Source organism: Marilutibacter aestuarii, from assembly GCF_006546775.1.
Taxonomy (GTDB): Bacteria; Pseudomonadota; Gammaproteobacteria; order Xanthomonadales; family Xanthomonadaceae; genus Marilutibacter; species Marilutibacter aestuarii.
In genome coordinates this window covers 45,182-66,245 of the sequence record NZ_VICE01000017.1, presented here as the reverse complement: position 1 = coordinate 66,245, position 21,064 = coordinate 45,182, and the positions used below count along the sequence as shown (strand labels likewise).

The window sequence follows — 21,064 nt, the reverse complement described above, 5'->3', positions numbered from 1 at the left end:
TGCCCGCCTCGCCACGCAGCGTCGATGCCCAGGCGACGACGCCCCCGGACGCGCCGCCCGTCGCACTCGCCCCCGCGCAGCTGATGGCCCAGGCCGGCATGCGCGCCACCCTCGACGGCGGCTACGCGCTGGTGCCCCGGGGCGATGGCGCCTTCTTCCGCCAGGCCGGGCTCGAACCGGGCGACGTGCTGCTGGCGGTGGACGGGCGTCCCCTCGACCTCGAGCGCCTGCGCGGCCTCGAGGCCGAACTCGGCACCCGCGCGTCGACCGTACTCACGGTCAAGCGCGGCGACCAGACACGAACGATCACCCTGCAGGCCACGCCACCTTGAACCGCTCCTTTGTTTCCAGCTTGCTGATCGCCAGCCTGGCGCTGCAACCGATCGCCCCGTCGCGGGCGCAATCCGCGACGCCCAACGCCGCCGAAGCCCTGGACATGCAGGGCGCGGACATCCGCGCCTTCATCCAGGACGTCGCGCGCGCCACCGGCACCACCTTCATCGTCGATCCGCGGGTGCAGGGCACGGTCAACGTCAACCGCAGCGCGCCGATGTCCGAGCAGGAGTTGCTGGGCGTGCTGCTCGCGGTCCTGCGCGCGAACGGCCTGGTCGCCGTCCCCGCCGGGGCCGGTGCCTACCGCGTGGTCCCCGACGACACCGCCGCGCAGCAGCCCGGCTCGGCGGGTGGCGGGGCGATGGGCTTCGCCACCCAGGTCATCCCGCTGCGAACGGTCGATGCGCGGATCGCCGCCGAGACGCTGAAGCCGCTGGTCGGTCGCGGTGGCGTGGTGCTGCCGATGCCGCAGTCCAACAGCCTGCTGGTGGCTGACTACGCCGACAACCTCAGGCGCATCCGCGAGCTGGTCGCCCAGGTCGACAGCGATCGCGCGACGATCGACACGGTCACCCTGCGCAACAGTTCGGCCCAGGAGATCGCCGCGACCGTGTCGCGCCTGTTCGGCATCGGCGGCGCCGAAGGCGGCAGCGCGGCGCTGTCGATCCTGCCGGTGGAGAGCAGCAACTCGATCGTCGTGCGCGGCGACGCCGCCCTCATCCAGCGCGTCACCGCGATGATCCTGGAACTCGACCGCCGCGCCGAGAGCAGCGGCGACGTCCGCGTGGTGAAGCTGCGACACGCCAACGCCGAACAGCTGTTGCCGGTGCTGCAGCAACTGGTCGGACAGTCGCCCGAAGGCGCGCCTTCCGCCGACCGCCCCGCCAGCAACGCGGTCGATCCCGCGGGCGCGGGCGCCCAGGTCATCGCGGGCACCGCGGGCAAGCGCCCGACCATCGTCCGCTACCCGGGCTCGAACTCGATCATCATCAACGCCGACCCGGAAACCCAGCGCACACTGCTCGACGTGATCAACCAGTTGGACACGCGCCGCGAGCAGGTGCTGGTCGAAGCCATCGTGGTGGAGATTTCCGACGAGGCCGCGAAGGAACTGGGCGTGCAGTTCCTGCTGGCCGGCAAGGACGGGCGCATTCCGTTCACCGCCACGCAATACCCCAGCTCGAGCGTGGGCATCATGCCGATCGCGGCCGGCGTCGCCGCCGGGGCGCCTGGCGAGGACGACGACGGCAACCCCTTGCTGGACGCCGCCCGCACCGCGGCCCTGAACTCGCTGCTCGGCCTGAGCGGCGGCCTGGCGGGCATCGCCGGCAGCAGCGGCGATGCGGTATTCGGCATGATCATCAACGCGGTCAAGTCCGACACCGGCTCGAACCTGCTGTCGACGCCTTCCATCCTCACGCTCGACAACGAGGAAGCGCGCATCCTGGTCGGGCAGGAAGTGCCGATCACCACCGGCGAGGTCCTGGGCGACTCCAACAGCAACCCGTTCCGGACGATCCAGCGCCAGGACGTGGGCGTGCAACTGGAGGTCAAGCCGCAGGTCAACAGCGGCGGCGGCATCACCCTGTTCCTGCGCCAGGAGGTGTCCTCCATCGCCGGCCCGGTGAGTTCCAGCCTCAACGAACTCGTCCTCAACAAGCGCGAGATCGAGACCCGGGTGCAGGTCGACGACGGCGCCATCGTCGTCCTGGGCGGACTACTCGACCAGACCGACCGGGTGACCGTCGACAAGATCCCCGGCCTGGGCGACATCCCGCTGATCGGCGGCCTGTTCCGCAGTACCGCGCGCCGCAACGACCAGCGCAACCTGATGGTGTTCATCCGGCCCACCGTGCTGCGCGACGCCGCCGACGCGCAGCGCGCCACCTCGCAGCGCTACGACTACATCCGCGACCGCCAGCTGCAGGCGCAGGACCCGCGGCAGCAGCGCGCCACGCTCGATGCCCTCGTCCAGGACTACCTGCGCGCGAGCCCGCCCGTGGCCCCGCCCGTGCCCCTCCCCGCCGCACCGCTCCCGGCACCCGCCCCGGGGAGTGCCGAACCGCCATCGTCGTCCACGCCATGACCATCGACGCGCCCGCCCGCCTGGCATACGCCTTCGCCAAGGCCCATGGCATCGTCGTGCTCGACAGCGACGAGGCGCGCGTGCGGATCGGCCTGCGCGAAGGTGCCGACAGCGAGGCGCTGCTCGAGGCCCGTCGTGCGCTGGACCGGCCACTGCAGGTCGAGCGCCTCGATCGCGCCAGCTTCGACCGGCAACTGTCGGAAGCCTACGCCGATGCCGGACTGGACCGCGCGACCGACGCAGACGCCTTCGATGCGCACGGCAGCCTGGACGCGCTGGTCGACGACATGCCCGCGACGGCCGACCTGCTCGAGAGCCAGGACGACGCGCCGATCATCAGGCTCATCAACGGCCTGCTCGCCGAAGCCGCGCGCCTGGGCGCATCCGACGTGCACGTCGAACCTTCCGAAGCCCATCTGCGGGTGCGTTTCCGGGTGGACGGCGTCATGCGCGAGATGCTTCGCCTGCCCGCGCGCATCGCCCCGCTGCTGGTGTCGCGGGTGAAGGTGATGGCGCGGCTCGACATCGCCGAGAAACGCATCCCACAGGACGGTCGCATCTCCGTGTCAATGGGAGCAAAGGCGCTCGACGTGCGCGTGTCCACGCTTCCCGCGCGCGGGGGCGAGCGCGTGGTGATGCGCCTGCTCGACAAGGAGCAGGGAATTCTTTCGCTGCGCGAGCTCGGCATGCCGTCGCAGGTGCTGCAGGCGGTCGACCGCGCGCTCGGTGTGCCCAACGGCATCATCCTGGTCACCGGCCCGACCGGATCGGGCAAGACGACCACGCTCTACGCCGGGCTGGCAGGGCTCAACGACGGCAGCCGCACCATCCTCACCGTGGAGGATCCGGTCGAGTACGCCATCGACGGTATCGGCCAGACCCAGGTCAACGCCAAAGTCGGCATGAGCTTCGCGGCCGGCCTGCGCGCGATCCTGCGCCAGGACCCGGACACGGTGATGGTCGGCGAGATCCGCGACCCGGAGACCGCGCGGATCGCGGTGCAGGCCAGCCTCACCGGCCACCTCGTCCTGTCCACCGTGCACACCAACGACGCCGTCGGCGCGATCACCCGCCTGCGCGACATGGGCGTGGAACCCTTCCTGCTCGCCTCGACGCTGCGCCTGATCCTGGCCCAGCGCCTGGTGCGGCGCCTGTGCCCGGCCTGCCGTGCGCCACGGGAGCCCGATGCCCTCGCGGTGCGCGTACTCGGCACCGCCGTCCCGGCCACGCTTTACCGGGCGACGGGCTGCCAGGCCTGCAACCATACCGGCTACGCAGGCCGGTTGGGGGTCTACGAGGCGATCACCATCGACGAACCGCTGCGCCGCCTGATCGGCGAGAACGCCGACGAAGGCTGCATCGCCCGCGCGGCGTTCGCCAACGGTGCGCGCCTGTCCCGGGCCGCCCGCGACTGCGTGCTCGCCGGGCACACGACGCTGGAGGAAGCATTGCGCGTCACCCACCAGGACACAGGCGCCGATGGCCAGGTTTGAGTACGCCGCGCTCGACGTACGGGGGCGACGACGGCAGGGCGTGGTCGACGCCGCTGACCCCGATTCCGCCCGCGCACGGCTCCAGGCGCGGCGCCTGCTGCCCACCCGGCTCGAACCGGCAAGCGCTTCACGACCCGCCGCGCGCGGACGCAGCCTGCTCGATCGCTTCAGCGCACGCGACGCGACCCTGTTCACCCGCCAGCTGGCCACCCTGGTCACCGCCGCCCCCCTGGAGGAAGCACTGCGCACGATCGGCTCGCAGGCCGAGAAGCCCGCCGTGCGCCGGGTCGTCATGGCCACCCACGCGCAGGTGCTGGAAGGCTTCCGCCTGTCGGACGCGATGGCACGCCAGGGCAAGGCCTTCCCGCCGCTGTACCGGGCGATGGTCGCCGCCGGCGAGAGTTCGGGTGCCCTGCCCGACGTGCTCGAACGCCTCGCCGACCTGCTCGAGCGCGAGCAGCAGGTGCGCGGAAAACTCGTCACCGCACTCGTCTATCCCGCGGCACTGGCGATGACGGCGGTTTGCGTGGTGATCGCGCTGATGCGCTTCGTCGTGCCGCGGGTGGTCGACCAGTTCGATTCCATGGGTCGCGAGTTGCCGGCGCTGACGCGCGCCATCATCACGATCTCGGACCTGATGACCCAATGGGGGCTGCCGGCGCTGGTACTGCTCGCGCTCGGCCTGGTGGCGTTCCGCGGCCTGCTGGCGCGCGACGCGTTCCGCTTGCGCTTCGACGCCCTGGTCCTGCGCACCCCGCTGCTGGGGCGGCTGGTGCGCGACGTCCACGCCGCGCGCATGGCGCGCACGCTGTCGATCATGGTCGACAGCGGATTGCCGATCATGGAAGGGCTGGCGATCACGGCGCGCACCGTGCACAACCGCGTGCTGCGAGGCGCCACCGACGACATGGTGGCGTCCATCCGCGAAGGCGGCAGCCTGTCCGCGGCGATGAAGCGTGCCGGGGTGTTCCCGCCGACCCTGCTCTACATGGCCTCCAGCGGCGAGAACAGCGGGCGCCTGGCGCCGATGCTCGCCCGCGCGGCCGACTACCTCGAGCGCGAGTTCAACACCTTCACCACGGCCGCGATGAGCCTGCTCGAGCCGGTGATCATCGTCCTGCTCGGCGGCGTGGTCGCGGTAATCGTGCTGGCCATCCTGCTGCCCATCCTCCAGTTCAACTCGCTCGCCCTCTAGCAAGCGTCCCCATGCCCACCCCGGACCCGATGCCGACATGAACCCCTCTGCCACGCCCCAACGGATACGCCCGATCCCCGCCCGGCCGCGACGCGCGGCCGCCGGCTTCACCCTCGTCGAATTGATGGTCGTCATCGTCATCATCGGCCTGCTCGCCACGGTGGTGATGATCAACGTGATGCCCAGCCAGGACCGCGCCATGGTCGAGAAGGCCCGCGCCGATGTCTCCGTGCTTGAGCAGGCCACCGAGACCTACCGCCTCGACAACCTGGCGTATCCGACCACGGGGCAAGGCCTGCAGGCCCTGTTGCAGGCGCCCGCCGGCCTCGCCCGGCCCGAGCGCTACCGGCGCGGCGGCTACATCCGTCGCCTGCCCGAGGATCCGTGGGGGCACCCGTACCAGTACCGCGCGCCGGGCCGTCGCGGTCCGTTCGACGTCTACTCCCTGGGTGCCGACGGCGTCGAGGGCGGCGAAGGCGACAACGCCGACATCGGCAACTGGGAATGAACCAGCGCGCGCCCCGGCACTCGCGTGGCTTCACCCTGGTGGAGCTGATGGTGGTGCTGTTCATCATCGGTCTGGCCGGGGCCGCCGTGGCGATGACCGCGCCGGGCCGGGACCCGCTGCGTGAACAGGCCGACCGCTTCGCGGCGCGCCTGGCACTGGCCCGCGACGAGGCCATCCTGGGCACGCGCACGATCGAAGTCACCGCGACCTCGCAGGGGTACGGCTTCTCGCGGCGCCAGTTCGAAGGCTGGCAGGCGCTGCACGCGCCGCCGTTCGGCAACGTGCTCTGGGAGGACGGCGTCCGGGCGCGCTTGCCGCGCAACGATGAGCGCCAGCGCTTCCAGTTCGATCCGACCGGAGCGGCGCTGCCGCGGTCACTGCGCCTGGAGCACGAGGCCGACGGTTTGACCGTCGAGGTCGATGCCGCCGGCAAGGTACGGGTGCATGCCGCGCGCCGCTGACGCCATGCGCCCGCGGGGCTTCTCCCTGATCGAGGTGCTGGTGGCGATGGCCATCTTCGGCCTGGCCGTGCTTGCCCTGCTCAACCTGGCGGGCGAGAGCACGCGCAACGCCGGCTGGATGCGCGAGCGGATCCTCGCCGGCGTGGTGGCCGACAACCGCGCGGTCGAGGCGAGCCTCGCCGATCGCGCCGAGCTCGACGCGATGATGGCCGTGGGCGATGGCGTGGAAGAGGCCGGCGGACAGGAATGGCGGTGGACGCGTCGCTTCGAGGCCACGCAAGTGCCCGGCGTGATGCGGGTGGACGTCACCGTCATGGCACCGGACTCGGATCGCATTGCCGCCGAGCTGACGCTGTACAGGACCCCACCATGAAGGTCCGCGTCCGCGCGCCCAGCGTCCCGGCAAGTCAGCAGCGGGGTTTCACCCTCGTGGAGATGCTGGTGGCCCTGTTCGTCTTCGGCCTCATCGCAGCGTCCGCGGTCGCGGTGATGGCGTATGCCATCGACAACCAGGACGTGGTGCGCGGACGCGCCGAAGAGGTCGCTGCGTTCCAGCGTGCGCGCGCCTTGTTGCGCGCGGACCTCGGCCAGGCAGCGGTGCGGCGGGTGCGCGACGCCAACGGACAGGCCGCGCGCCGCGCGTTCGTCGCCGGCGGCCCCGACGCGCCGGTACTGCTGGGCTTCGTGCGGCGCGGCTGGAACAATCCGGAAGGCGAAGCGCGCGCCTCGATGCAGTACGTGGAATACCGCATCGTCGAAGGCCGCCTGGAGCGGCGTACCCGCCCGGCGCTCGATGGCGCGGCGATGTCCGCGCCGCAGGTCCTGCTGGAGGGCGTTCATTCGGCCCGAGTGCGCTACCGTTTCCGCGGCGACTGGCTCGAGGGCTGGCCGGGCGGCGCGGACACGCTGCCGGACGCGATCGCGCTGGACCTCGAGCTCGACGGTTTCGGTCGCGTCGAGCAATTGTTCCTGGTCCCGGCGGTGCCCGCATGAACCGCGCACGCCGGGGGCGGCCGTCGGTGCAACGCGGCGTCGCCCTGCTGACGGTGCTGTTGCTGGTCGCGGTGATGTCGGTGCTGGTGGTGTCCATGCTCGACGACATCCGGTTCGCGACGCGGCGCGCACGCAACGTGCAATCGGTGACGCAGGCACAGTGGCATGCGCTGGGCGCCGGAGCGCTTGCGCGCCAGACGATCCTGCGCCTGGACGCGGCGCAGCCCGGTCGCACGACCCTGGCAGGTGGGTGGAACGGGCGTACGGTGCCGTTTCCCATCGAGGACGGTGAAGGCGGCATGGCAACGCTGCGCATCCGCGATGCCGGCAATTGCTTCAACCTCAACAGCGTCGTCGAGGGTGCCGTCGAACAGTGGCAGCGACGCGAGCTGGGCGCGCGCCAGTACTCCGCACTGCTGCATGCACTCGACTTCGACGATGCGCAGGCCACGCAACTGGTGGACGCGCTGGTCGACTGGATCGACAGCGACGCGACGCCCTCGTCCGCCGGCGCCGAGGATGCCCATTACGCCCATCGCGAACCGGCAAGCCGAACCTCGGGCAGTCTGCTCGCGGACACCAGCGAGCTGCGCGCGATCGCCGGCTACTCGGCGTCCGCCTACGCGCGCCTCCGGCCCTACGTGTGTGCGTTGCCGGACGCCGGGCTCTCACCGCTCAACCTCAACACACTGGGCCCCGACGACGGCCCCCTGTTGTCGATGCTCACCCTGGGTGCACTGGACGCGGCGCAGGCCCGGCGCACCATCGCCGGACGCCCGGCCGGCGGCTGGGAAGACCCCGCCGCATTCTGGAGCCAGCCCCTGCTCGCCGCCGCCGCGCCGCCCAACCCGGTACTCGAGCAGGTCGCCCTGCGCACCCGCTTCTTCGGCGTCCGCGCCCGGGTGGAGTACGGCGACGCGCAAGTGGTGCTGGACGAACTGCTCGAACTTCGCGCCGGCACGCTGCTCCTGCGCGCCCGCCAATGGAACCCGGACCCATGACAGCCTTCACCCGCCTGCACCTGTTGGCGCCTGCCGGCACCAGCGCGCAGTGCCTGACCCTCGATGATTCAGGGCGGATCATCGCCCGCGAGCAATGGTCACTGGATCCGCCGGTGCACTGCCTGCCGGCGCGACCCGACACGCCCGTGCGCGAAGTCCTCGCCGTGCCCGGCGCCGCGGTTGGCAGCACGTGGCTGGCGATCGAGGCCGCCAGCGAGGCGCAGGCCGTCGCGCTGGCCCGCCACCGCCTGGAAGGACGGCATGCGTCGGCCGCTGGCGCGCTGCACGTGGTGCTGGCACCGGCCGTTGCAGGCGCGCCCGAGCGCCAGGCGCTGGTCGTCGACGCGGCGCTGATGCAGCGTTGGCTGGACACGGCACGCGCCGTGGGCATCGAAGCCGACGCAATGCTGCCCGACTACATGCTGCTCCCCTCGCCCATTGGGGCGGGCGGTGATCGCCTGGCGCCAGCGGGCGATGCGATCACGATCCTCGAGCGGGCGGGCCAGTGGCTGGTACGCGGCGACCGCCTGGCATTCACCGCCGAGCCCGAGCTCGCGCGCCTGCTGCTGGAAGACCGCCAGGGCGAGCCGTTCGCCCCCGTCCCCGATGCAAGCGATGCGCGCCTCGCGGCCGGCGCGATGCAGGCTTCCGTCAACCTGCTGCAGCACCGCTTCGTGCCCCGGCGCGCCGACAGCGGCCCGCCGCCCCTGCGTCGCATGGCGCTGCTGGCCGCACTGCTGGTGGCGTCGCCCGCGCTGCTGGCCGCGGGCGACGCCCTCCGGCATGGGATCGCGGCCAGCCGGCTCGAACGCGAGGCGACGGACACTGCGCGGGACCTGCTCGGGGCGTCGGCAGCCGACCTGCCGCCGGCCACCGCGTTACAGGACGCACTCGATGCAGGCACCCCCGGCACGATCCCGCTCGCACCGCTGTTCGCCGCGGTGGACCAGGTGCCCGGCCTTCGGCTCGAGCGACTGGATGCGGGGGACGGGGCGCCCGTCGTCGTCTGCGTCGTGCCCGGCGCTCCGGCCGACCTGGAGGCGCTGCGCGAAGGGCTGGCGCACGAAGGGCTGCCGATGACACTCGCTCCGGAGGCCTCCGCGCCCGCCGACTGCCCGGGCCGTGCCGTCCTACTCTCTCCGGAAGCCGAACGATGAACCCGATCCCCTCCCTGCGCCGCTGGTGGGCCGCCCGCGACAGGCGCGAGCAGTGGCTGGTCGGCACGATGTGCCTGATGCTCGCGACCTTCGCCTACGCCTATGGCGTGCTGTTGCCCCTGAACGCCCTGGGCCGCGAAGCCAGTGCACGGTACGACCGGGCCGCGGCCGACGTCCTGCGGGTACGCGAGCAGGCGGGGGCGCTTCGTGCGATGCGCCAGTCCGCGTCGACGCGGCCCCTCGACCTGGCGACGGTCCGCGAGACCCTGGGCGATGCCGGGCTGGCTGACGCAACGCACCGTCTGGACGGCGACGAGGTCGAGATCGAACTCCAGGACGTGGAAGCCGCTGCGCTGTTCGCATGGCTGGAGCGCCTGCGACTGGCCCACTCGGCGGCGCCCACGACGCTGCACGTCGAACGGCGTCCGGCCGGCGTGACGGCCCGGCTCCGGCTTCCGCTGCAATCCGTCGATCCGCGGGCGGGCGCGCGATGAGCACGCGACGCCTGCTGGTGCTCTTCCTGCTGCTGCTCGCGGTCTCGATGGCGATGCTGGTGCCGTTGCGCCTGCTGCTCGCAATCCCGGGCATGCCGGCCACGGGCGGGTCGGCGCGGGCCGTCGACGGAAGCGTGTGGCGGGGCACGCTGCGCGGGCTGCAGTGGGGCAAGCTGCGCCTCGACATCGTGCATGTCGCACTCGAACCACTGCCGCTGGTGATCGGCGAGCGCCGTTGGGAGATCGAGAGCTCCGGACTTTCGGCGACCTGGGTGCAGGGACGCCGCCAGGGACTGCGCGATGGCGCCGGCGAGATCGCGATCGACCTGGCCGGGCTCGCGGCGCCGGCCCGGCTGGGCCTGGAGCAGGCGCGGCTGCTGTTCCGCGCAGGCCGCTGCGAGGATGCGGGCGGCAGCCTCAGCGTCGAACTGCCACTCCCCGATCCGTCTCGTGGCCGCGCCGAGGCAAGCGCCGACGCGCCGTCGCAAACGGCGGCAGGCCTGCGCATGGAAGGGCCGATCGCGTGCGATGGCGCGCAGGGCACGGCGGTGCTGCAGCCCGTCTCCCCGTTGCCCCCGGGCATCGACCGCGTCGAATGCCGGCTTCGCGTCGATGCCGACGGCGGCGTCTCCATCGACACGGTCGCCGCGACCGAGGTGCCCGCCGCCCGCCTCGCCCTGGAACGGGCCGGCTTCGAAGCCGGGCCCGAGGGCATGCATCGCCGGGACCTTCTGCACGCGCTGCCCTGACGGGCGCTTGATCGCTGTCAACGCATTGACACATGACAGTCCTGGATGCGCGATCGCGCTCCGGAGGCGGAGCCCCACGCGCCATGGCCGAACGGACACACGGCGCAACCGCACCCGGGGTGACCGGTAAACCGTTGATTTCAATGGGCCCGACCCGTTCTACACGATTCCGCCACATTTCCGACAAGCCAGTGAAATAAGACAGTCCTGTCATACATCCGTCACTTTTTTTACATAGGCTGCGCGCATTCTTCCAACACCCCAACGGCACCGCCATGAAGATTTCCCCCACCCTCCTCTCCGTCGCCCTGCTCGCCTGCATGGCACCTGCCGCGCACGCCGCCGTCGATATCGACGAGATCGGCGGCTCGAAGGTGAGCTTCGAGGGCCTCGTCCAGACCGACGGTGCCTGGTACGACAGCGATGGCTTCGACCTCGACGCCGACCCGAACGACGGCGACGACACCGACTTCGAGCTGCGCCGCGCCGAACTGGTGCTCAAGGGCAAGGGACCGGGCAACGTCGACTGGGTCCTGGGCTACGACGCCGCCGGCGACGGCAAGTGGCTCGACGCCAACATCAAGTACAGCTTCGACGACAAGCGCCAGTACGTGCAGGTCGGCCAGTACAAGCAGTTCAATTCGATGGAAGAGCTGTCCTCGACCAAGAACAACGACTTCATCTCCAAGGCCGTCGTGACCGGCCTCTACTCGGTCGGTCGCCGCATGGGCGCCAGCTACGGCTACCGCACCGACAACTGGAACGTCAGCGGCGGCTGGTTCGGCCGCGAGATCACCGAGGGTCGTGGCCGCGGTTCCGGTTACGGCCTGCGCGGCAGCTGGGCGCCGGTCAACGAGGAAGGCAACATCTTCAACGTCGGCCTGTCCTACGTCAGCAACGACACCTACAACGACACCATCCGCGTCCGCAGCCGCCCGGCAGCCGAGCTGTCCAACCGCCTCGTCGACACCAACATCCGCAACGCCGACGGCACGTCCACGCTGGGCCTGGAGAGCTTCTGGGTCCGCGGTCCGTTCAAGCTGCAGGCCGAGTACATGGTCAATACGGTCGACCGCTACGAGACCGGCTTCGCCGACCAGCCCGGCGGCGACTACCAGACCCAGGGCGGCTACCTCAGCGGCCTGTGGAACGTCACCGGCGAGACCTGGAGCAACAAGGACGGCACCCCCGGCACCGCCAAGCCCGCCAACCCGTCGCGCGGCATGTGGCAGCTCGGCGTCCGCTACGACACGCTGGACCTGAACGACGGCGACACCCGCCCGGGCAAGCTCGATGCGTGGACGTTCGGGGTCAACTACTACTGGCGCTCCAACTTCAAGTTCGCCCTCGACTATGTCGACGTCAGCGCCGAACGCAACGGCATCGACGAAGACCCGAGCCTGGTCGCGGCGCGCGCGCAGTTCTACTGGTAATCCTTCTACTCTCCCCCTGAAGGCTTTGATGGGCGCGGTGCCTGCATCGCGCCCATTTTTTTGCCCGGCGCGCCAGCGGCGGCCATGCGGCGAATGCCAGTGCGCCGCGGCGGCCGGATTCGCCACGTCGCTGCCCCGGGTGCGCTCCGCTTACCCGGGCTACGGCGGGCGATCAGGCGTTCGCGGCTTCGTAGGATGGGTAGCGCGAAGCAAAACCCATCGTCCGTCATGCGTGCGGCTCCGCGACGGTGGGTTTCGCCTTCGGCTCTATCCACCCTACGGTCCTGCCGTTGCAGTTGCAGTTGACCTTGACCATGACCTTCGCGACTTTGAGGCCGCCGGTTACCGCAGGGCATGGCGGCCGCAGAGGCGCTCTTGTCCGGGCGAAGCGAGTCTGGGCGCCATGCCGCCATGACCGAGGCGCAGAGGGGACCGGTGAGGCCAAGCCGGACCGGCGGCCGATGTACCCCGCGGTTTTGGTTCCTTTTGACAAGACAAAGGGGACTCGCACGCGCAGCGGGCGAAAGCCTTTGACCTTGGCCAGATGCCGGCCCCCCGGGTGCGCTTCGCTTACCCGGTTTACGCGGCTGCGGCTGCCGTATGCCTTGCATCGCGGACCCGGGGAGCCTCTCTTCCCGGATGGAGGATTTGTGTCCGGCGGTCCTGCCCGCCCGCGCGGAAGCCTTCCGTTTGACCCGGAAAGCCCTTTTAAATCAAGTAGATGAATATTAGTCCCCGGCGTGTAACAGGTGTGTAACAAAAACATCATTTCATAGCACCATCCGCCGGGCAGTCCGGCTCGAACCCCAGTCACGGAGTCACCATGAAATCCTCCCCGGCCCGTTTCGCCGTCCTCGCCCTCGCCACCACGCTGGCCCTGGCCGCCTGCACGCCGTCGACCGACGCCCCGGCCACCGCCGACGGCGCGACCACGCCGGCCACCAGCGACGCCACTGCCGGCGACAAGGTCGCCGCCGAGATCACCGGTGCCGGCGCGACCTTCATCTTCCCGCTGATCTCCAAGTGGTCCAGCGACTACAACGCGCAGACCGGCGCCAAGGTGAACTACCAGTCGATCGGTTCGGGCGGCGGCATCGCCCAGATCAAGGGCGGCACGGTCGATTTCGGTTCGTCCGACGCCCCGCTGAGCCCCGAAGAGCTGGCCGAGGCCGGCCTGGGCCAGTTCCCCTCCGCCATCGGCGGCGTCGTGCCGGTGCTGAACGTCGAGGGCATCGCCCCGGGCCAGCTGCGCCTGACCGGCGCCCTGCTCGCCGACATCTACCTGGGCAAGATCACCAAGTGGAACGACCCGGCGATCGCCGCGGCCAACCCCGGCGTCAGCCTGCCCGACGTCAAGATCACCCTCGTGCACCGCTCCGACGGCTCGGGCACGACCTTCAACTTCACCAACTACCTCTCCAAGGTCAGCCCGGCGTGGAAGGACAGCGTCGGCGAAGGCAAGTCGGTCAAGTGGGTCGACGGCGTCGGCGGCAAGGGCAACGAGGGCGTCGCCTCCTACGTCCAGCAGATCAAGGGCTCGATCGGCTACGTCGAACTGGCCTATGCGATCCAGAACAACATGGCCTACACCACGCTGCAGAACGCGGCGGGCAACTGGGTGACCCCGAGCGCGGAGAGCTTCCAGGCCGCGGCCGCGACCGCCGACTGGGCCAACACCCAGGACTTCCACCTGGTGATCACCAACGCCCCGGGTGCCGATGCGTGGCCGATCACCGCCACCAACTTCATCCTGATGTACAAGCAGCCCAAGGACGCCAAGCGCAGCGCCGATGCCATGGCTTTCTTCAAGTGGGCCTTCGAGAACGGCCAGTCGCAGGCCTCGGAGCTGCACTACGTGCCGCTGCCGGCCGAGCTGGTGCAGCAGATCGAGTCGTACTGGGCGGCCGAGTTCAAGTAATGCACCGACCCGTGCCCGCACCGCGGGCACGGGGTCCGGTCCGACCGACGTCCCGGCGCAAGCCGGGATCCTGCTTTTCCCGCCGGCGCATGGCGCACGAGGCCAGCGCCAACCCGCCAGGACCCCGCGGGCGCGGACCCCGCCCCCGCGGGCATGAACAAGACGAGTGCCGGTATCCCAGATGAATGCGACGACTGCGTCCGCCTCAGCCCCCAGCGTCCGCGACATCAAGGACGCGCGACACGACCGCTGGTTCCGCTACCTGCTCGTGGCCACCGTCGTGCTGGTGCTGGTCGCGCTGGCCGGCGCCGCGCTGTCCATGCTCTGGGGCGGCCGGCAGGTGCTGGCCACGTCCGGCCTGGACTTCTTCACCACCACCGAGTGGAACCCGGTCGAGGACAAGTACGGCGCGCTCGTGCCGATCTACGGCACCATCGTCACCGCCCTCATCGCGATGCTGATCGCGGTGCCGGTGAGCTTCGGGATCGCCTTCTTCCTGACCGAGGTCGCGCCGCGCTGGGCGCGGGGACCGATCGGCACCGCGATCGAGCTGCTGGCCGGCATTCCCTCGATCATCTACGGCATGTGGGGCCTGTTCGTGCTGGTGCCGGTGATGACCGAGTACGTCACACCCTGGCTCAACGACCACCTGGGCACGCTGCCCGTGCTGGGCGCGGTGTTCCAGGGCCCGCCGCTGGGCATCGGCATGCTGACCGCCGGCATCGTGCTCTCGATCATGGTCATCCCCTTCATCTCCTCAGTGATGCGCGAGGTCTTCCTGACCGTGCCCACGCGGCTGAAGGAATCGGCGTACGCGCTCGGCGCCACCCGCTGGGAAGTCAGCTGGGACATCGTCCTGCCCTACACGCGATCGGCCGTGATCGGCGGCATTTTCCTGGGCCTGGGCCGCGCGCTGGGCGAGACCATGGCCGTGGCCTTCGTCGTCGGCAACAGCGTCCGCTTCTCGCCGTCGCTGCTCGAGCCGGGCACCACGATCGCCGCGCTGATCGCCAACGACTTCGGCGAGGCCACCGAGACCTATCGTTCGGCGCTGCTCCTGCTGGGCTTCGTGCTGTTCATCGTGACCTTCGTGGTGCTTGCCATCGCGCGGCTCATGCTCCACCAACTGTCCAAGCGGGAGGGCAACTGATGGCCACCGCCACCCACGACGCGCGGATGCGCACCGCCGACACCCTGTACCGCCGGCGGCGACTGATGAACGCGCTGGCCATGGTCCTGGCCTGCAGCGCCGCGGCCTTCGGCCTGTTCTTCCTGGGCTGGATCCTGTGGACCCTGTTCGCCAAGGCCATCGGCGGCATCGACTGGGCGCTGTTCACCCAGGACACGCCGCCGCCGATGCAGGAAGGCGGCCTGCGCAACGCCTTCTTCGGCAGCGCGGTGATGTGCCTGATGGCCATCCTCATCGGCACGCCGCTCGGCATCGCCGCGGGGACCTGGCTGGCCGAGTACGGCGCCGGACGCCGCCTCGGCACCGTGGTGCGCTTCGTCAACGACATCCTGCTGTCGGCGCCATCCATCGTCCTGGGCCTGTTCGTCTACACCCTGATCGTCGCGCAGAGCGGCGGCAACTTCTCGGCGCTCGCCGGTTCGGTGGCCCTGGCCTTCATTGTGCTGCCGGTCGTGGTGCGCACCACCGACGAGATGCTGCGACTGGTGCCCGGACAGATGCGCGAGGCCGCGCTGTCGCTGGGCGTGCCGCAGTGGAAGGTGATCGTGCAGGTGATGTACCGCAGCGCCTCGGCGGGCATCATCACCGGCGTGCTGCTGGCGCTGGCGCGCATCTCCGGCGAAACCGCCCCGCTGCTGTTCACCGCCTTCGGCAACCAGTACTGGAGCAGCGACGTGATGCAGCCCATGGCCAGCGTGCCGGTGGTGATGTACCAGTTCGCCGGCAGCCCCTACGAGTCCTGGCAGACCCTCGCCTGGGCCGGAGCGCTCATACTGGCCCTGTTCGTACTGGTCGTGAGCCTGCTCGCCCGTGCCCTGCTGGTGCGCAAGAGGATCGCCCATGACTGACCTCTCTTCTCCTTTCGCTTCACGGACCCCGGCCATGAACGACGCCCGTATTTCCCTGGCCACGCCGCAGCGCGATGCCGCCGCCCAGGCCGATGCCCCGGTCAAGCTGTCCGTGCGCGGGCTGGACTTCCACTACGACGCGTTCCACGCGCTCAAGAACATCGACCTGGACATTCCCGAGAAGCGCGTCACCGCGTTGATCGGTCCGTCCGGTTGCGGCAAGTCGACCCTGCTGCGCATCTTCAACCGCATCTACGCGCTGTATCCGAAACTGCGGGCGACGGGCCAGGTGCTGCTGGACGGCGAGAACATCCTCGACCCGAAGTACCCCATGAACCGCCTGCGCAGCAAGGTCGGCATGGTGTTCCAGAAGCCGGTGCCGTTCCCGATGACCATCTTCGAGAACGTGGCCTACGCGATCCGCCACCACGAGAAGCTGTCGAAGTCGGACATGAACGATCGCGTCGAGCATGCGCTGCGCCAGGGCGCGCTCTGGGACGAGGTCAAGGACAAGCTCGGGCAGAGCGCGCTCGGCCTGTCCGGCGGCCAGCAGCAGCGCCTGTGCATCGCCCGCGCCGTCGCGTTGCGCCCCGACGTGCTGCTGCTCGACGAACCGACCTCCGCCCTCGACCCGATCTCGACCAGCCGCATCGAGCAGCTGGTCGAGGAGCTGAAGGTCGACTACACCATCGCGATCGTCACCCACAACATGCAGCAGGCCGCGCGCGTGTCCGATTACACCGCCTTCATGTACCTGGGCGACCTCATCGAGCACGGCCGCACCGACGACATCTTCTCCTCGCCAACCAAGCAGCAGACCGAGGACTACATCACCGGGCGCTTCGGCTGAAACGCCCCTCCCGCCGCCTTCCGGCGCCTCCCTACCCTTCCCGTCCAAGCCCTGCCCATCGCGATCCCGGGCCACGAGACTGGAGCCGCACATGAGTACCGACATGCACGAGCACATCGTCAAGAGCTACGACGACGAGCAGAAGCGCCTCCTCGACGAAACCCTGCGCATGGGCGAGATGGCCGCGTCACAGCTGGAGGCCGCGCTCGACGTCGTCGAGCGGCGCGACGACAAGGCCGCCGAGCGGATCATCGCCAACGACGAAGCCATCGACGCCCTGGAGCAGGAAGTCAGCCACGACGTGATGAAGCTCGCGCTGCGCGGGCCGATGGCACGCGACCTGCGCGAGATCCTCGCCGCCATCCGGATCGCCTCCGACATCGAGCGCATCGGCGACTACGCCGCCAACGTGGCCAAGCGCTCCACCGCGCTGAACCTGATGCCGGCCCTCCCGCACGTGACCGGCTTGCACGCCATCGGCACGCTGGCCGTCAAGCAGGTCCGCGACGTCCTCGTGGCCTACCGCGACAACGACGTCGAGGCGGCCAAGAACATCCGCGTCCGCGATGCCGAGATCGACATCGCCTACACCGGGCTGTTCCGGGAGCTGCTGACGTACATGATGGAAGATCCGCGCAGCATCACCGCGTGCACGCACCTGCTGTTCATGGCCAAGAACATCGAACGCATCGGCGACCACGCCACCAACATCGCCGAGAACGTCTGGTTCCTGGTGAAGGGCGAGGACGAACTGCCGCCGCGCGAGAAGCGCGACGAATCGAGCACGACGACGGGCCCCTGAGGGGGCCTGTCCGCCTGCGGGCGGAGCACGAACCGGGTCCGGGCGCGCGATGCGCCCGGCCACGACACGGGGCCGCGTACATCGCGGCCCTTTGCGTCGTGGCGGTCCGGCGGCGATGACGCATTGCAGCACGCCGCGAAGCGGCGATCGCAGTGAACGGATACTGAACGAGGCCCTGCGCATCCATCGCCGGAAGCGCAATCATGTCCCCGGGGTGTAACCGCCCGGCGCGGGCCTGCGTAAGCAGTACTGTGTCGGGCAAGCCCGCCGTCCTCCCCCGACGGCCAGGTCACGCGACATGCAGCTGTACGACTTCAATCGCAACGGATCGGCGCGACGTGCGCCCACCAACACAGAAGGAATCCCGTCATGAACAGCAACAAGAAGCCCATCGCCCTCGCCGTCGGCGCCACCCTGCTGGGCGGCCTCGCCCTGTCCTCCTCCGCCTTCGCCATGAGCGAGCTTGCCGCCGGCTACATGCAGGGCGGCGCCCAGGCCGAGAAGGCCGCCGAGGGCAAGTGCGGTGAAGGCAAGTGCGGCGTCGAGAAGATGGACGCGGACAAGAACGGCTCGGTGTCGATGGCCGAGTTCGCCGCTGCCCACGACGGCGACGACAGCCGCTTCGCGCGCTACGACGCCAACAGCGACGGCCAGATCAGCGCCGACGAGTTCAAGGCCGGCCACGAAGGCTCCTGCGGTGCCGACAAGGGCGCCGAAGGCTCCTGCGGCGGCGACAAGGGTGCCGAAGGCAAGTGCGGCGAGGGCAAGTGCGGCGGCATGGCCTGATCGAGCCCGCGCGATGACCGCCCTCCGATCCCTGCCGTCCAATGCCGTTGGCCTCGGCCTGCGGCGCGCCCTGCTCGAACCCTTGCGCAGCGCGGACGCCGGCGCCTTCGACTTCCTCGAATGCGCGCCGGAGAACTGGATCGGAGTCGGCGGTCGACTCGGCGAGGCGCTGGATGCACTCAGCGCCCGCCACCCCATCACCTGCCATGGCCTCTCGCTCTCGCTGGGAGGCTGCCTGCCGCTCGACGAGACCTTCCTCAAGCGCACGCGGCAGTTCCTCGACCGCCACCGCGTCGCGCTGTACAGCGAACACCTGAGCTACTGCAGCGACGACGGCCAGCTCTACGACCTGCTGCCGATCCCGTTCACCGAGGAGGCCGTGCACCACGTCGCCGCACGGATCCGCCAGGCCCAGGACATCGTCGGCCGCCGCATCGCGGTCGAGAACGTGTCGTACTACGCGGCCCCGCATGCCGGCATGGGCGAGGCGGCGTTCATCAACGCGGTACTGGCGGAGGCTGACTGCGAGCTTCTGCTCGACGTCAACAACGTCTACGTCAACGCGATCAACCATGGCTACGATGCCGCCGACTTCCTCGCGGCCATGCCGGGCGAGCGCATCGCCAGCATCCACGTCGCAGGCCATTTCGACGAGGCCGAGGACCTGAAGGTCGACACGCACGGCGCACCCGTCAAGCCCGATGTCTGGCATCTGCTCGACGTCGCCTTCCAGCGCTTCGGCCTCCACCCGACCCTGCTCGAGCGCGATTTCAACTTCCCGCCGTTCGGTGAACTGCTGGACGAACTGGAGCAGGTGCGCGCCCGCATGCAGCGCCATGCCGGACCCGTTGCCAGCCACGCCCGCGATGACCGCGCCCGCGCCTGACATCGGCGCCCCGGCGCGCCTGCGCGAGCAGCAGTGGTCGCTCGCCCGCCACCTGCGCGACCCCGATGGCACCCCCGCGCCCGAGGGCATCGAGGCGCGACGGCTGCAGGTCTATCGCGAACTGCTGTTCAACAACATCGAGTCGCTGTTGGCCGGGAACTTCCCGGTGATCCGGCGCATCTTCGGGGCGCAATGGCCCGTGCTGGTGCGCGACTTCTTCCGCGAACACCGCTGCCAGACGCCCCTGTTCCCGGAGATCGCACGGGAATTCCTGCGTTACCTGGAGACGCATCCCGACCCCGCACGGCCATGGCTGGGCGAACTGGCGCACTACGAATGGGTCGAGCTGGCCCTGCAGATATCCGAGGCACGCGAAGAGGACGCCGCCGCCGATCCGGGTGGCGACCTCCTCGAGGGCCGCCCCTGCCTGTCGCCGCTGGCCTGGCCGCTGGCCTACGCCTGGCCGGTGCACCGGATCGGCCCGGACTGGCAGCCCGCGCAGGCGCCCGACACGCCGACCTTGCTGCTGCTGCGCCGGCGCGCGGACGGCAGCGTGCATTTCTCCGAACTCAGCCCGCTCGCCTTCCGCCTGGCCGGGCTGCTGGGCGAGCCCCCCGGCCGCAGCGGCCGGGCATGCCTGACGCAATTGGCCGATGAGGCCGGCATTGCCTGCGACGCGGCCTTCCTCGCCCAGGGTCGCGCCATGCTCGAGCAGATGCGCGCCAGCCGCGTGGTCCTGGGCACCGCCGACTGAACGCCCCGCCACCGGGGTGGGGCCCGGCCACGCGGGTCTGCTAGGCTTTCCGGATGCAGATCCCCCGTGAAATCGCCGCCGCGGTCCGCCCCACCGGCGCCCGGGCCGCCGCCATTTCCCCGCTCGCGACGCGGTTCCGCGGCTACCTGCCGGTCATCGTCGATGTCGAGACCGGCGGTTTCGACTGGAATCGCCATGCCCTGCTGGAGATCGCGGTCGCTCCCATCGATGTCGACGCCGATGGGCAACTGGTCGTCGGCGAGGTCATCGGAAGCCATGTCGAGCCCGCTGAGGGCACCGAGATCGACCCCAAATCGCTGGAAGTCACCGGCATCGACATCGGCCACCCGTTCCGCGACGCCCTGCCCGAGCGGCCCGCGCTCGAGCGCGTGTTCGCGCCGGTGCGTGCCGCCCTCAAGAAGCACGGCTGCCAGCGCGCGATCCTGGTCGGCCACAACGCGCACTTCGACCTGAATTTCCTCAATGCCGCGGTGGCCCGCTGCGGGCACAAGCGCAATCCCTTCCACCCCTTCAGCGTGTTCGACACGGTGTCGCTGGCGGGCGTTGCCTACGGGCAAACGGTGCTGGCGCGGGCGGTGCAGGCGGCCGGCATGGAATGGAACAGCGACGAGGCGCACTCGGCGGTCTACGACACCGAGCGCACCGGGCAGCTGTTCTGCCGCATCGTCAACGCCTGGCCCCGCGCGGGAGGCTGAGCGGGGCCCGCAGGCGCGCTCAGGGCGTCGCCAGCTTCAGGCCGACCAGGCCCGCGACGATCAACAGGACGCTGGCGCCGCGCAGCAGGTTCATCGGTTCGTCGAACAGGACCACGCCCAGGATGACCGTACCCACCGCGCCCACGCCAACCCAGACCGCGTAGGCGGTGCCGACCGGCAGGGACTTCATCGCCAGGCCGAGCAGGCCGACGCTGGCCAGCATCGCGGCAGCGGTGCCGACCGATGGCCAGAAGCGGGTGAACCCTTCGGTGTACTTCAGGCCGATGGCCCAGCCGATCTCGAGCAAACCGGCGACGAAGAGGATGATCCAGGACATGGTGGCGACTCCTTGCGCCCTTGGCGGGCGTTCGTGGGGCCGTCCCCGGGTGCGATGGCGTCGCGGGGTCGTCCC

22 protein-coding genes and 1 pseudogene are annotated in these 21,064 nt (G+C 70.2%); 22 read left to right on the top strand and 1 reads right to left on the bottom strand.

The window, feature by feature from the left end; translation table 11 throughout:
- The 22 genes and pseudogenes from FKV25_RS16110 to rnt form a co-directional block, all read left to right on the top strand.
- Positions 1-332 (top strand): annotated as a pseudogene (locus FKV25_RS16110) (type II secretion system protein N); the annotation flags it as partial.
- Positions 329-2,419, top strand: coding sequence for a type II secretion system secretin GspD (gene gspD, locus FKV25_RS02460; RefSeq protein ID WP_425462597.1), 2,091 nt, complete (start codon positions 329-331; stop codon positions 2,417-2,419). The pseudogene FKV25_RS16110 and the gene gspD, both read left to right, overlap by 4 nt.
- Positions 2,416-3,912 (top strand): type II secretion system ATPase GspE, encoded by a 1,497-nt coding sequence (gene gspE, locus FKV25_RS02455; RefSeq protein WP_141517210.1) that lies wholly within the window; start codon positions 2,416-2,418, stop codon positions 3,910-3,912. Before gspD ends, gspE begins: the two co-directional genes overlap by 4 nt.
- Positions 3,899-5,107: a type II secretion system inner membrane protein GspF gene (gene gspF / locus FKV25_RS02450; protein ID WP_141517209.1), complete on the top strand. Its 1,209-nt coding sequence runs from the start codon at positions 3,899-3,901 to the stop codon at positions 5,105-5,107. Before gspE ends, gspF begins: the two co-directional genes overlap by 14 nt.
- Before the next feature lie 37 nt (positions 5,108-5,144).
- The gene (gene gspG, locus FKV25_RS02445) at positions 5,145-5,615 is read left to right on the top strand and encodes a type II secretion system major pseudopilin GspG (RefSeq protein WP_141517208.1); all 471 of its coding nucleotides are present in this window, start codon (positions 5,145-5,147) and stop codon (positions 5,613-5,615) included.
- Positions 5,612-6,076 carry a GspH/FimT family pseudopilin gene (locus FKV25_RS02440; RefSeq protein ID WP_141517207.1) on the top strand — a complete coding sequence of 155 codons (465 nt, stop codon included), beginning with the start codon at positions 5,612-5,614 and terminating at the stop codon, positions 6,074-6,076. Before gspG ends, FKV25_RS02440 begins: the two co-directional genes overlap by 4 nt.
- Positions 6,060-6,449, top strand: a complete 390-nt coding sequence (gspI, locus tag FKV25_RS02435) for a type II secretion system minor pseudopilin GspI (RefSeq protein WP_141517206.1) — start codon at positions 6,060-6,062, stop codon at positions 6,447-6,449. Before FKV25_RS02440 ends, gspI begins: the two co-directional genes overlap by 17 nt.
- Positions 6,446-7,069 (top strand): type II secretion system minor pseudopilin GspJ, encoded by a 624-nt coding sequence (gspJ, locus tag FKV25_RS02430; protein ID WP_141517205.1) that lies wholly within the window; start codon positions 6,446-6,448, stop codon positions 7,067-7,069. The genes gspI and gspJ overlap by 4 nt, the downstream gene beginning before the upstream one ends.
- Positions 7,066-8,070, top strand: a complete 1,005-nt coding sequence (gene gspK / locus FKV25_RS02425) for a type II secretion system minor pseudopilin GspK (RefSeq protein ID WP_141517204.1) — start codon at positions 7,066-7,068, stop codon at positions 8,068-8,070. Before gspJ ends, gspK begins: the two co-directional genes overlap by 4 nt.
- Positions 8,067-9,227: a type II secretion system protein GspL gene (gspL, locus tag FKV25_RS02420; protein WP_170218479.1), complete on the top strand. Its 1,161-nt coding sequence runs from the start codon at positions 8,067-8,069 to the stop codon at positions 9,225-9,227. Before gspK ends, gspL begins: the two co-directional genes overlap by 4 nt.
- Complete coding sequence (gspM, locus tag FKV25_RS02415) at positions 9,224-9,721, top strand: type II secretion system protein GspM (protein ID WP_141517202.1); 498 nt, start codon at positions 9,224-9,226, stop codon at positions 9,719-9,721. The genes gspL and gspM overlap by 4 nt, the downstream gene beginning before the upstream one ends.
- A complete protein-coding gene (gene gspN, locus FKV25_RS02410) occupies positions 9,718-10,470 on the top strand; it encodes a type II secretion system protein N (RefSeq protein ID WP_170218478.1) in 753 nt (250 codons plus the stop codon). The genes gspM and gspN overlap by 4 nt, the downstream gene beginning before the upstream one ends.
- A 275-nt stretch (positions 10,471-10,745) precedes the next feature.
- Complete coding sequence (locus tag FKV25_RS02405; protein ID WP_141517200.1) at positions 10,746-11,903, top strand: OprO/OprP family phosphate-selective porin; 1,158 nt, start codon at positions 10,746-10,748, stop codon at positions 11,901-11,903.
- Positions 11,904-12,726: 823 nt separating this feature from the next.
- Entirely contained in the window at positions 12,727-13,821 is a 1,095-nt protein-coding gene (gene pstS / locus FKV25_RS02400; RefSeq protein ID WP_141517199.1) for a phosphate ABC transporter substrate-binding protein PstS, read from the top strand.
- 181 nt (positions 13,822-14,002) lie between these two features.
- A complete protein-coding gene (pstC, locus tag FKV25_RS02395) occupies positions 14,003-14,971 on the top strand; it encodes a phosphate ABC transporter permease subunit PstC (protein ID WP_141517198.1) in 969 nt (322 codons plus the stop codon).
- A gap of 26 nt (positions 14,972-14,997) precedes the next feature.
- Positions 14,998-15,858, top strand: a complete 861-nt coding sequence (gene pstA / locus FKV25_RS02390; RefSeq protein WP_425462599.1) for a phosphate ABC transporter permease PstA — start codon at positions 14,998-15,000, stop codon at positions 15,856-15,858.
- A 34-nt stretch (positions 15,859-15,892) separates the two neighbouring features.
- Positions 15,893-16,708, top strand: a complete 816-nt coding sequence (pstB, locus tag FKV25_RS02385; RefSeq protein ID WP_141517196.1) for a phosphate ABC transporter ATP-binding protein PstB — start codon at positions 15,893-15,895, stop codon at positions 16,706-16,708.
- A gap of 91 nt (positions 16,709-16,799) precedes the next feature.
- Entirely contained in the window at positions 16,800-17,510 is a 711-nt protein-coding gene (phoU, locus tag FKV25_RS02380) for a phosphate signaling complex protein PhoU (protein ID WP_141517195.1), read from the top strand.
- A gap of 369 nt (positions 17,511-17,879) precedes the next feature.
- Positions 17,880-18,296: an HvfA family oxazolone/thioamide-modified RiPP metallophore gene (locus FKV25_RS02375; protein WP_141517194.1), complete on the top strand. Its 417-nt coding sequence runs from the start codon at positions 17,880-17,882 to the stop codon at positions 18,294-18,296.
- 13 nt (positions 18,297-18,309) lie between these two features.
- Positions 18,310-19,182, top strand: a complete 873-nt coding sequence (locus FKV25_RS02370; RefSeq protein ID WP_141517193.1) for an HvfB family MNIO-type RiPP peptide maturase — start codon at positions 18,310-18,312, stop codon at positions 19,180-19,182.
- Positions 19,163-19,936: an HvfC family RiPP maturation protein gene (locus FKV25_RS02365; protein WP_141517192.1), complete on the top strand. Its 774-nt coding sequence runs from the start codon at positions 19,163-19,165 to the stop codon at positions 19,934-19,936. The genes FKV25_RS02370 and FKV25_RS02365 overlap by 20 nt, the downstream gene beginning before the upstream one ends.
- Before the next feature lie 53 nt (positions 19,937-19,989).
- Positions 19,990-20,652, top strand: a complete 663-nt coding sequence (gene rnt, locus FKV25_RS02360) for a ribonuclease T (protein ID WP_141517191.1) — start codon at positions 19,990-19,992, stop codon at positions 20,650-20,652.
- Between the two features lie 19 nt (positions 20,653-20,671).
- On the opposite strand, the gene sugE is transcribed toward rnt, so the two are convergent.
- Positions 20,672-20,989 carry a quaternary ammonium compound efflux SMR transporter SugE gene (sugE, locus tag FKV25_RS02355; RefSeq protein WP_141517190.1) on the bottom strand — a complete coding sequence of 106 codons (318 nt, stop codon included), beginning with the start codon at positions 20,987-20,989 and terminating at the stop codon, positions 20,672-20,674.
- Positions 20,990-21,064: the final 75 nt, after the last annotated feature.

Bases quoted from the DNA above. Each gene is read 5' to 3' on its own strand.
- gspE (WP_141517210.1), top strand. From the start codon at position 2,416: ATGACCATCGACGCGCCCGCCCGCCTGGCATACGCCTTCGCCAAGGCC.
- gspF (WP_141517209.1), top strand. From the start codon at position 3,899: ATGGCCAGGTTTGAGTACGCCGCGCTCGACGTACGGGGGCGACGACGG.
- gspG (WP_141517208.1), top strand. From the start codon at position 5,145: ATGAACCCCTCTGCCACGCCCCAACGGATACGCCCGATCCCCGCCCGG.
- FKV25_RS02440 (WP_141517207.1), top strand. From the start codon at position 5,612: ATGAACCAGCGCGCGCCCCGGCACTCGCGTGGCTTCACCCTGGTGGAG.
- gspI (WP_141517206.1), top strand. From the start codon at position 6,060: ATGCCGCGCGCCGCTGACGCCATGCGCCCGCGGGGCTTCTCCCTGATC.
- gspJ (WP_141517205.1), top strand. From the start codon at position 6,446: ATGAAGGTCCGCGTCCGCGCGCCCAGCGTCCCGGCAAGTCAGCAGCGG.
- gspK (WP_141517204.1), top strand. From the start codon at position 7,066: ATGAACCGCGCACGCCGGGGGCGGCCGTCGGTGCAACGCGGCGTCGCC.
- gspL (WP_170218479.1), top strand. From the start codon at position 8,067: ATGACAGCCTTCACCCGCCTGCACCTGTTGGCGCCTGCCGGCACCAGC.
- gspM (WP_141517202.1), top strand. From the start codon at position 9,224: ATGAACCCGATCCCCTCCCTGCGCCGCTGGTGGGCCGCCCGCGACAGG.
- gspN (WP_170218478.1), top strand. From the start codon at position 9,718: ATGAGCACGCGACGCCTGCTGGTGCTCTTCCTGCTGCTGCTCGCGGTC.
- FKV25_RS02405 (WP_141517200.1), top strand. From the start codon at position 10,746: ATGAAGATTTCCCCCACCCTCCTCTCCGTCGCCCTGCTCGCCTGCATG.
- pstS (WP_141517199.1), top strand. From the start codon at position 12,727: ATGAAATCCTCCCCGGCCCGTTTCGCCGTCCTCGCCCTCGCCACCACG.
- pstC (WP_141517198.1), top strand. From the start codon at position 14,003: ATGAATGCGACGACTGCGTCCGCCTCAGCCCCCAGCGTCCGCGACATC.
- pstA (WP_425462599.1), top strand. From the start codon at position 14,998: ATGCGCACCGCCGACACCCTGTACCGCCGGCGGCGACTGATGAACGCG.
- pstB (WP_141517196.1), top strand. From the start codon at position 15,893: ATGAACGACGCCCGTATTTCCCTGGCCACGCCGCAGCGCGATGCCGCC.
- phoU (WP_141517195.1), top strand. From the start codon at position 16,800: ATGAGTACCGACATGCACGAGCACATCGTCAAGAGCTACGACGACGAG.
- FKV25_RS02375 (WP_141517194.1), top strand. From the start codon at position 17,880: ATGAACAGCAACAAGAAGCCCATCGCCCTCGCCGTCGGCGCCACCCTG.
- FKV25_RS02370 (WP_141517193.1), top strand. From the start codon at position 18,310: ATGACCGCCCTCCGATCCCTGCCGTCCAATGCCGTTGGCCTCGGCCTG.
- FKV25_RS02365 (WP_141517192.1), top strand. From the start codon at position 19,163: ATGACCGCGCCCGCGCCTGACATCGGCGCCCCGGCGCGCCTGCGCGAG.
- rnt (WP_141517191.1), top strand. From the start codon at position 19,990: ATGCAGATCCCCCGTGAAATCGCCGCCGCGGTCCGCCCCACCGGCGCC.
- sugE (WP_141517190.1), bottom strand. From the start codon at position 20,989: ATGTCCTGGATCATCCTCTTCGTCGCCGGTTTGCTCGAGATCGGCTGG.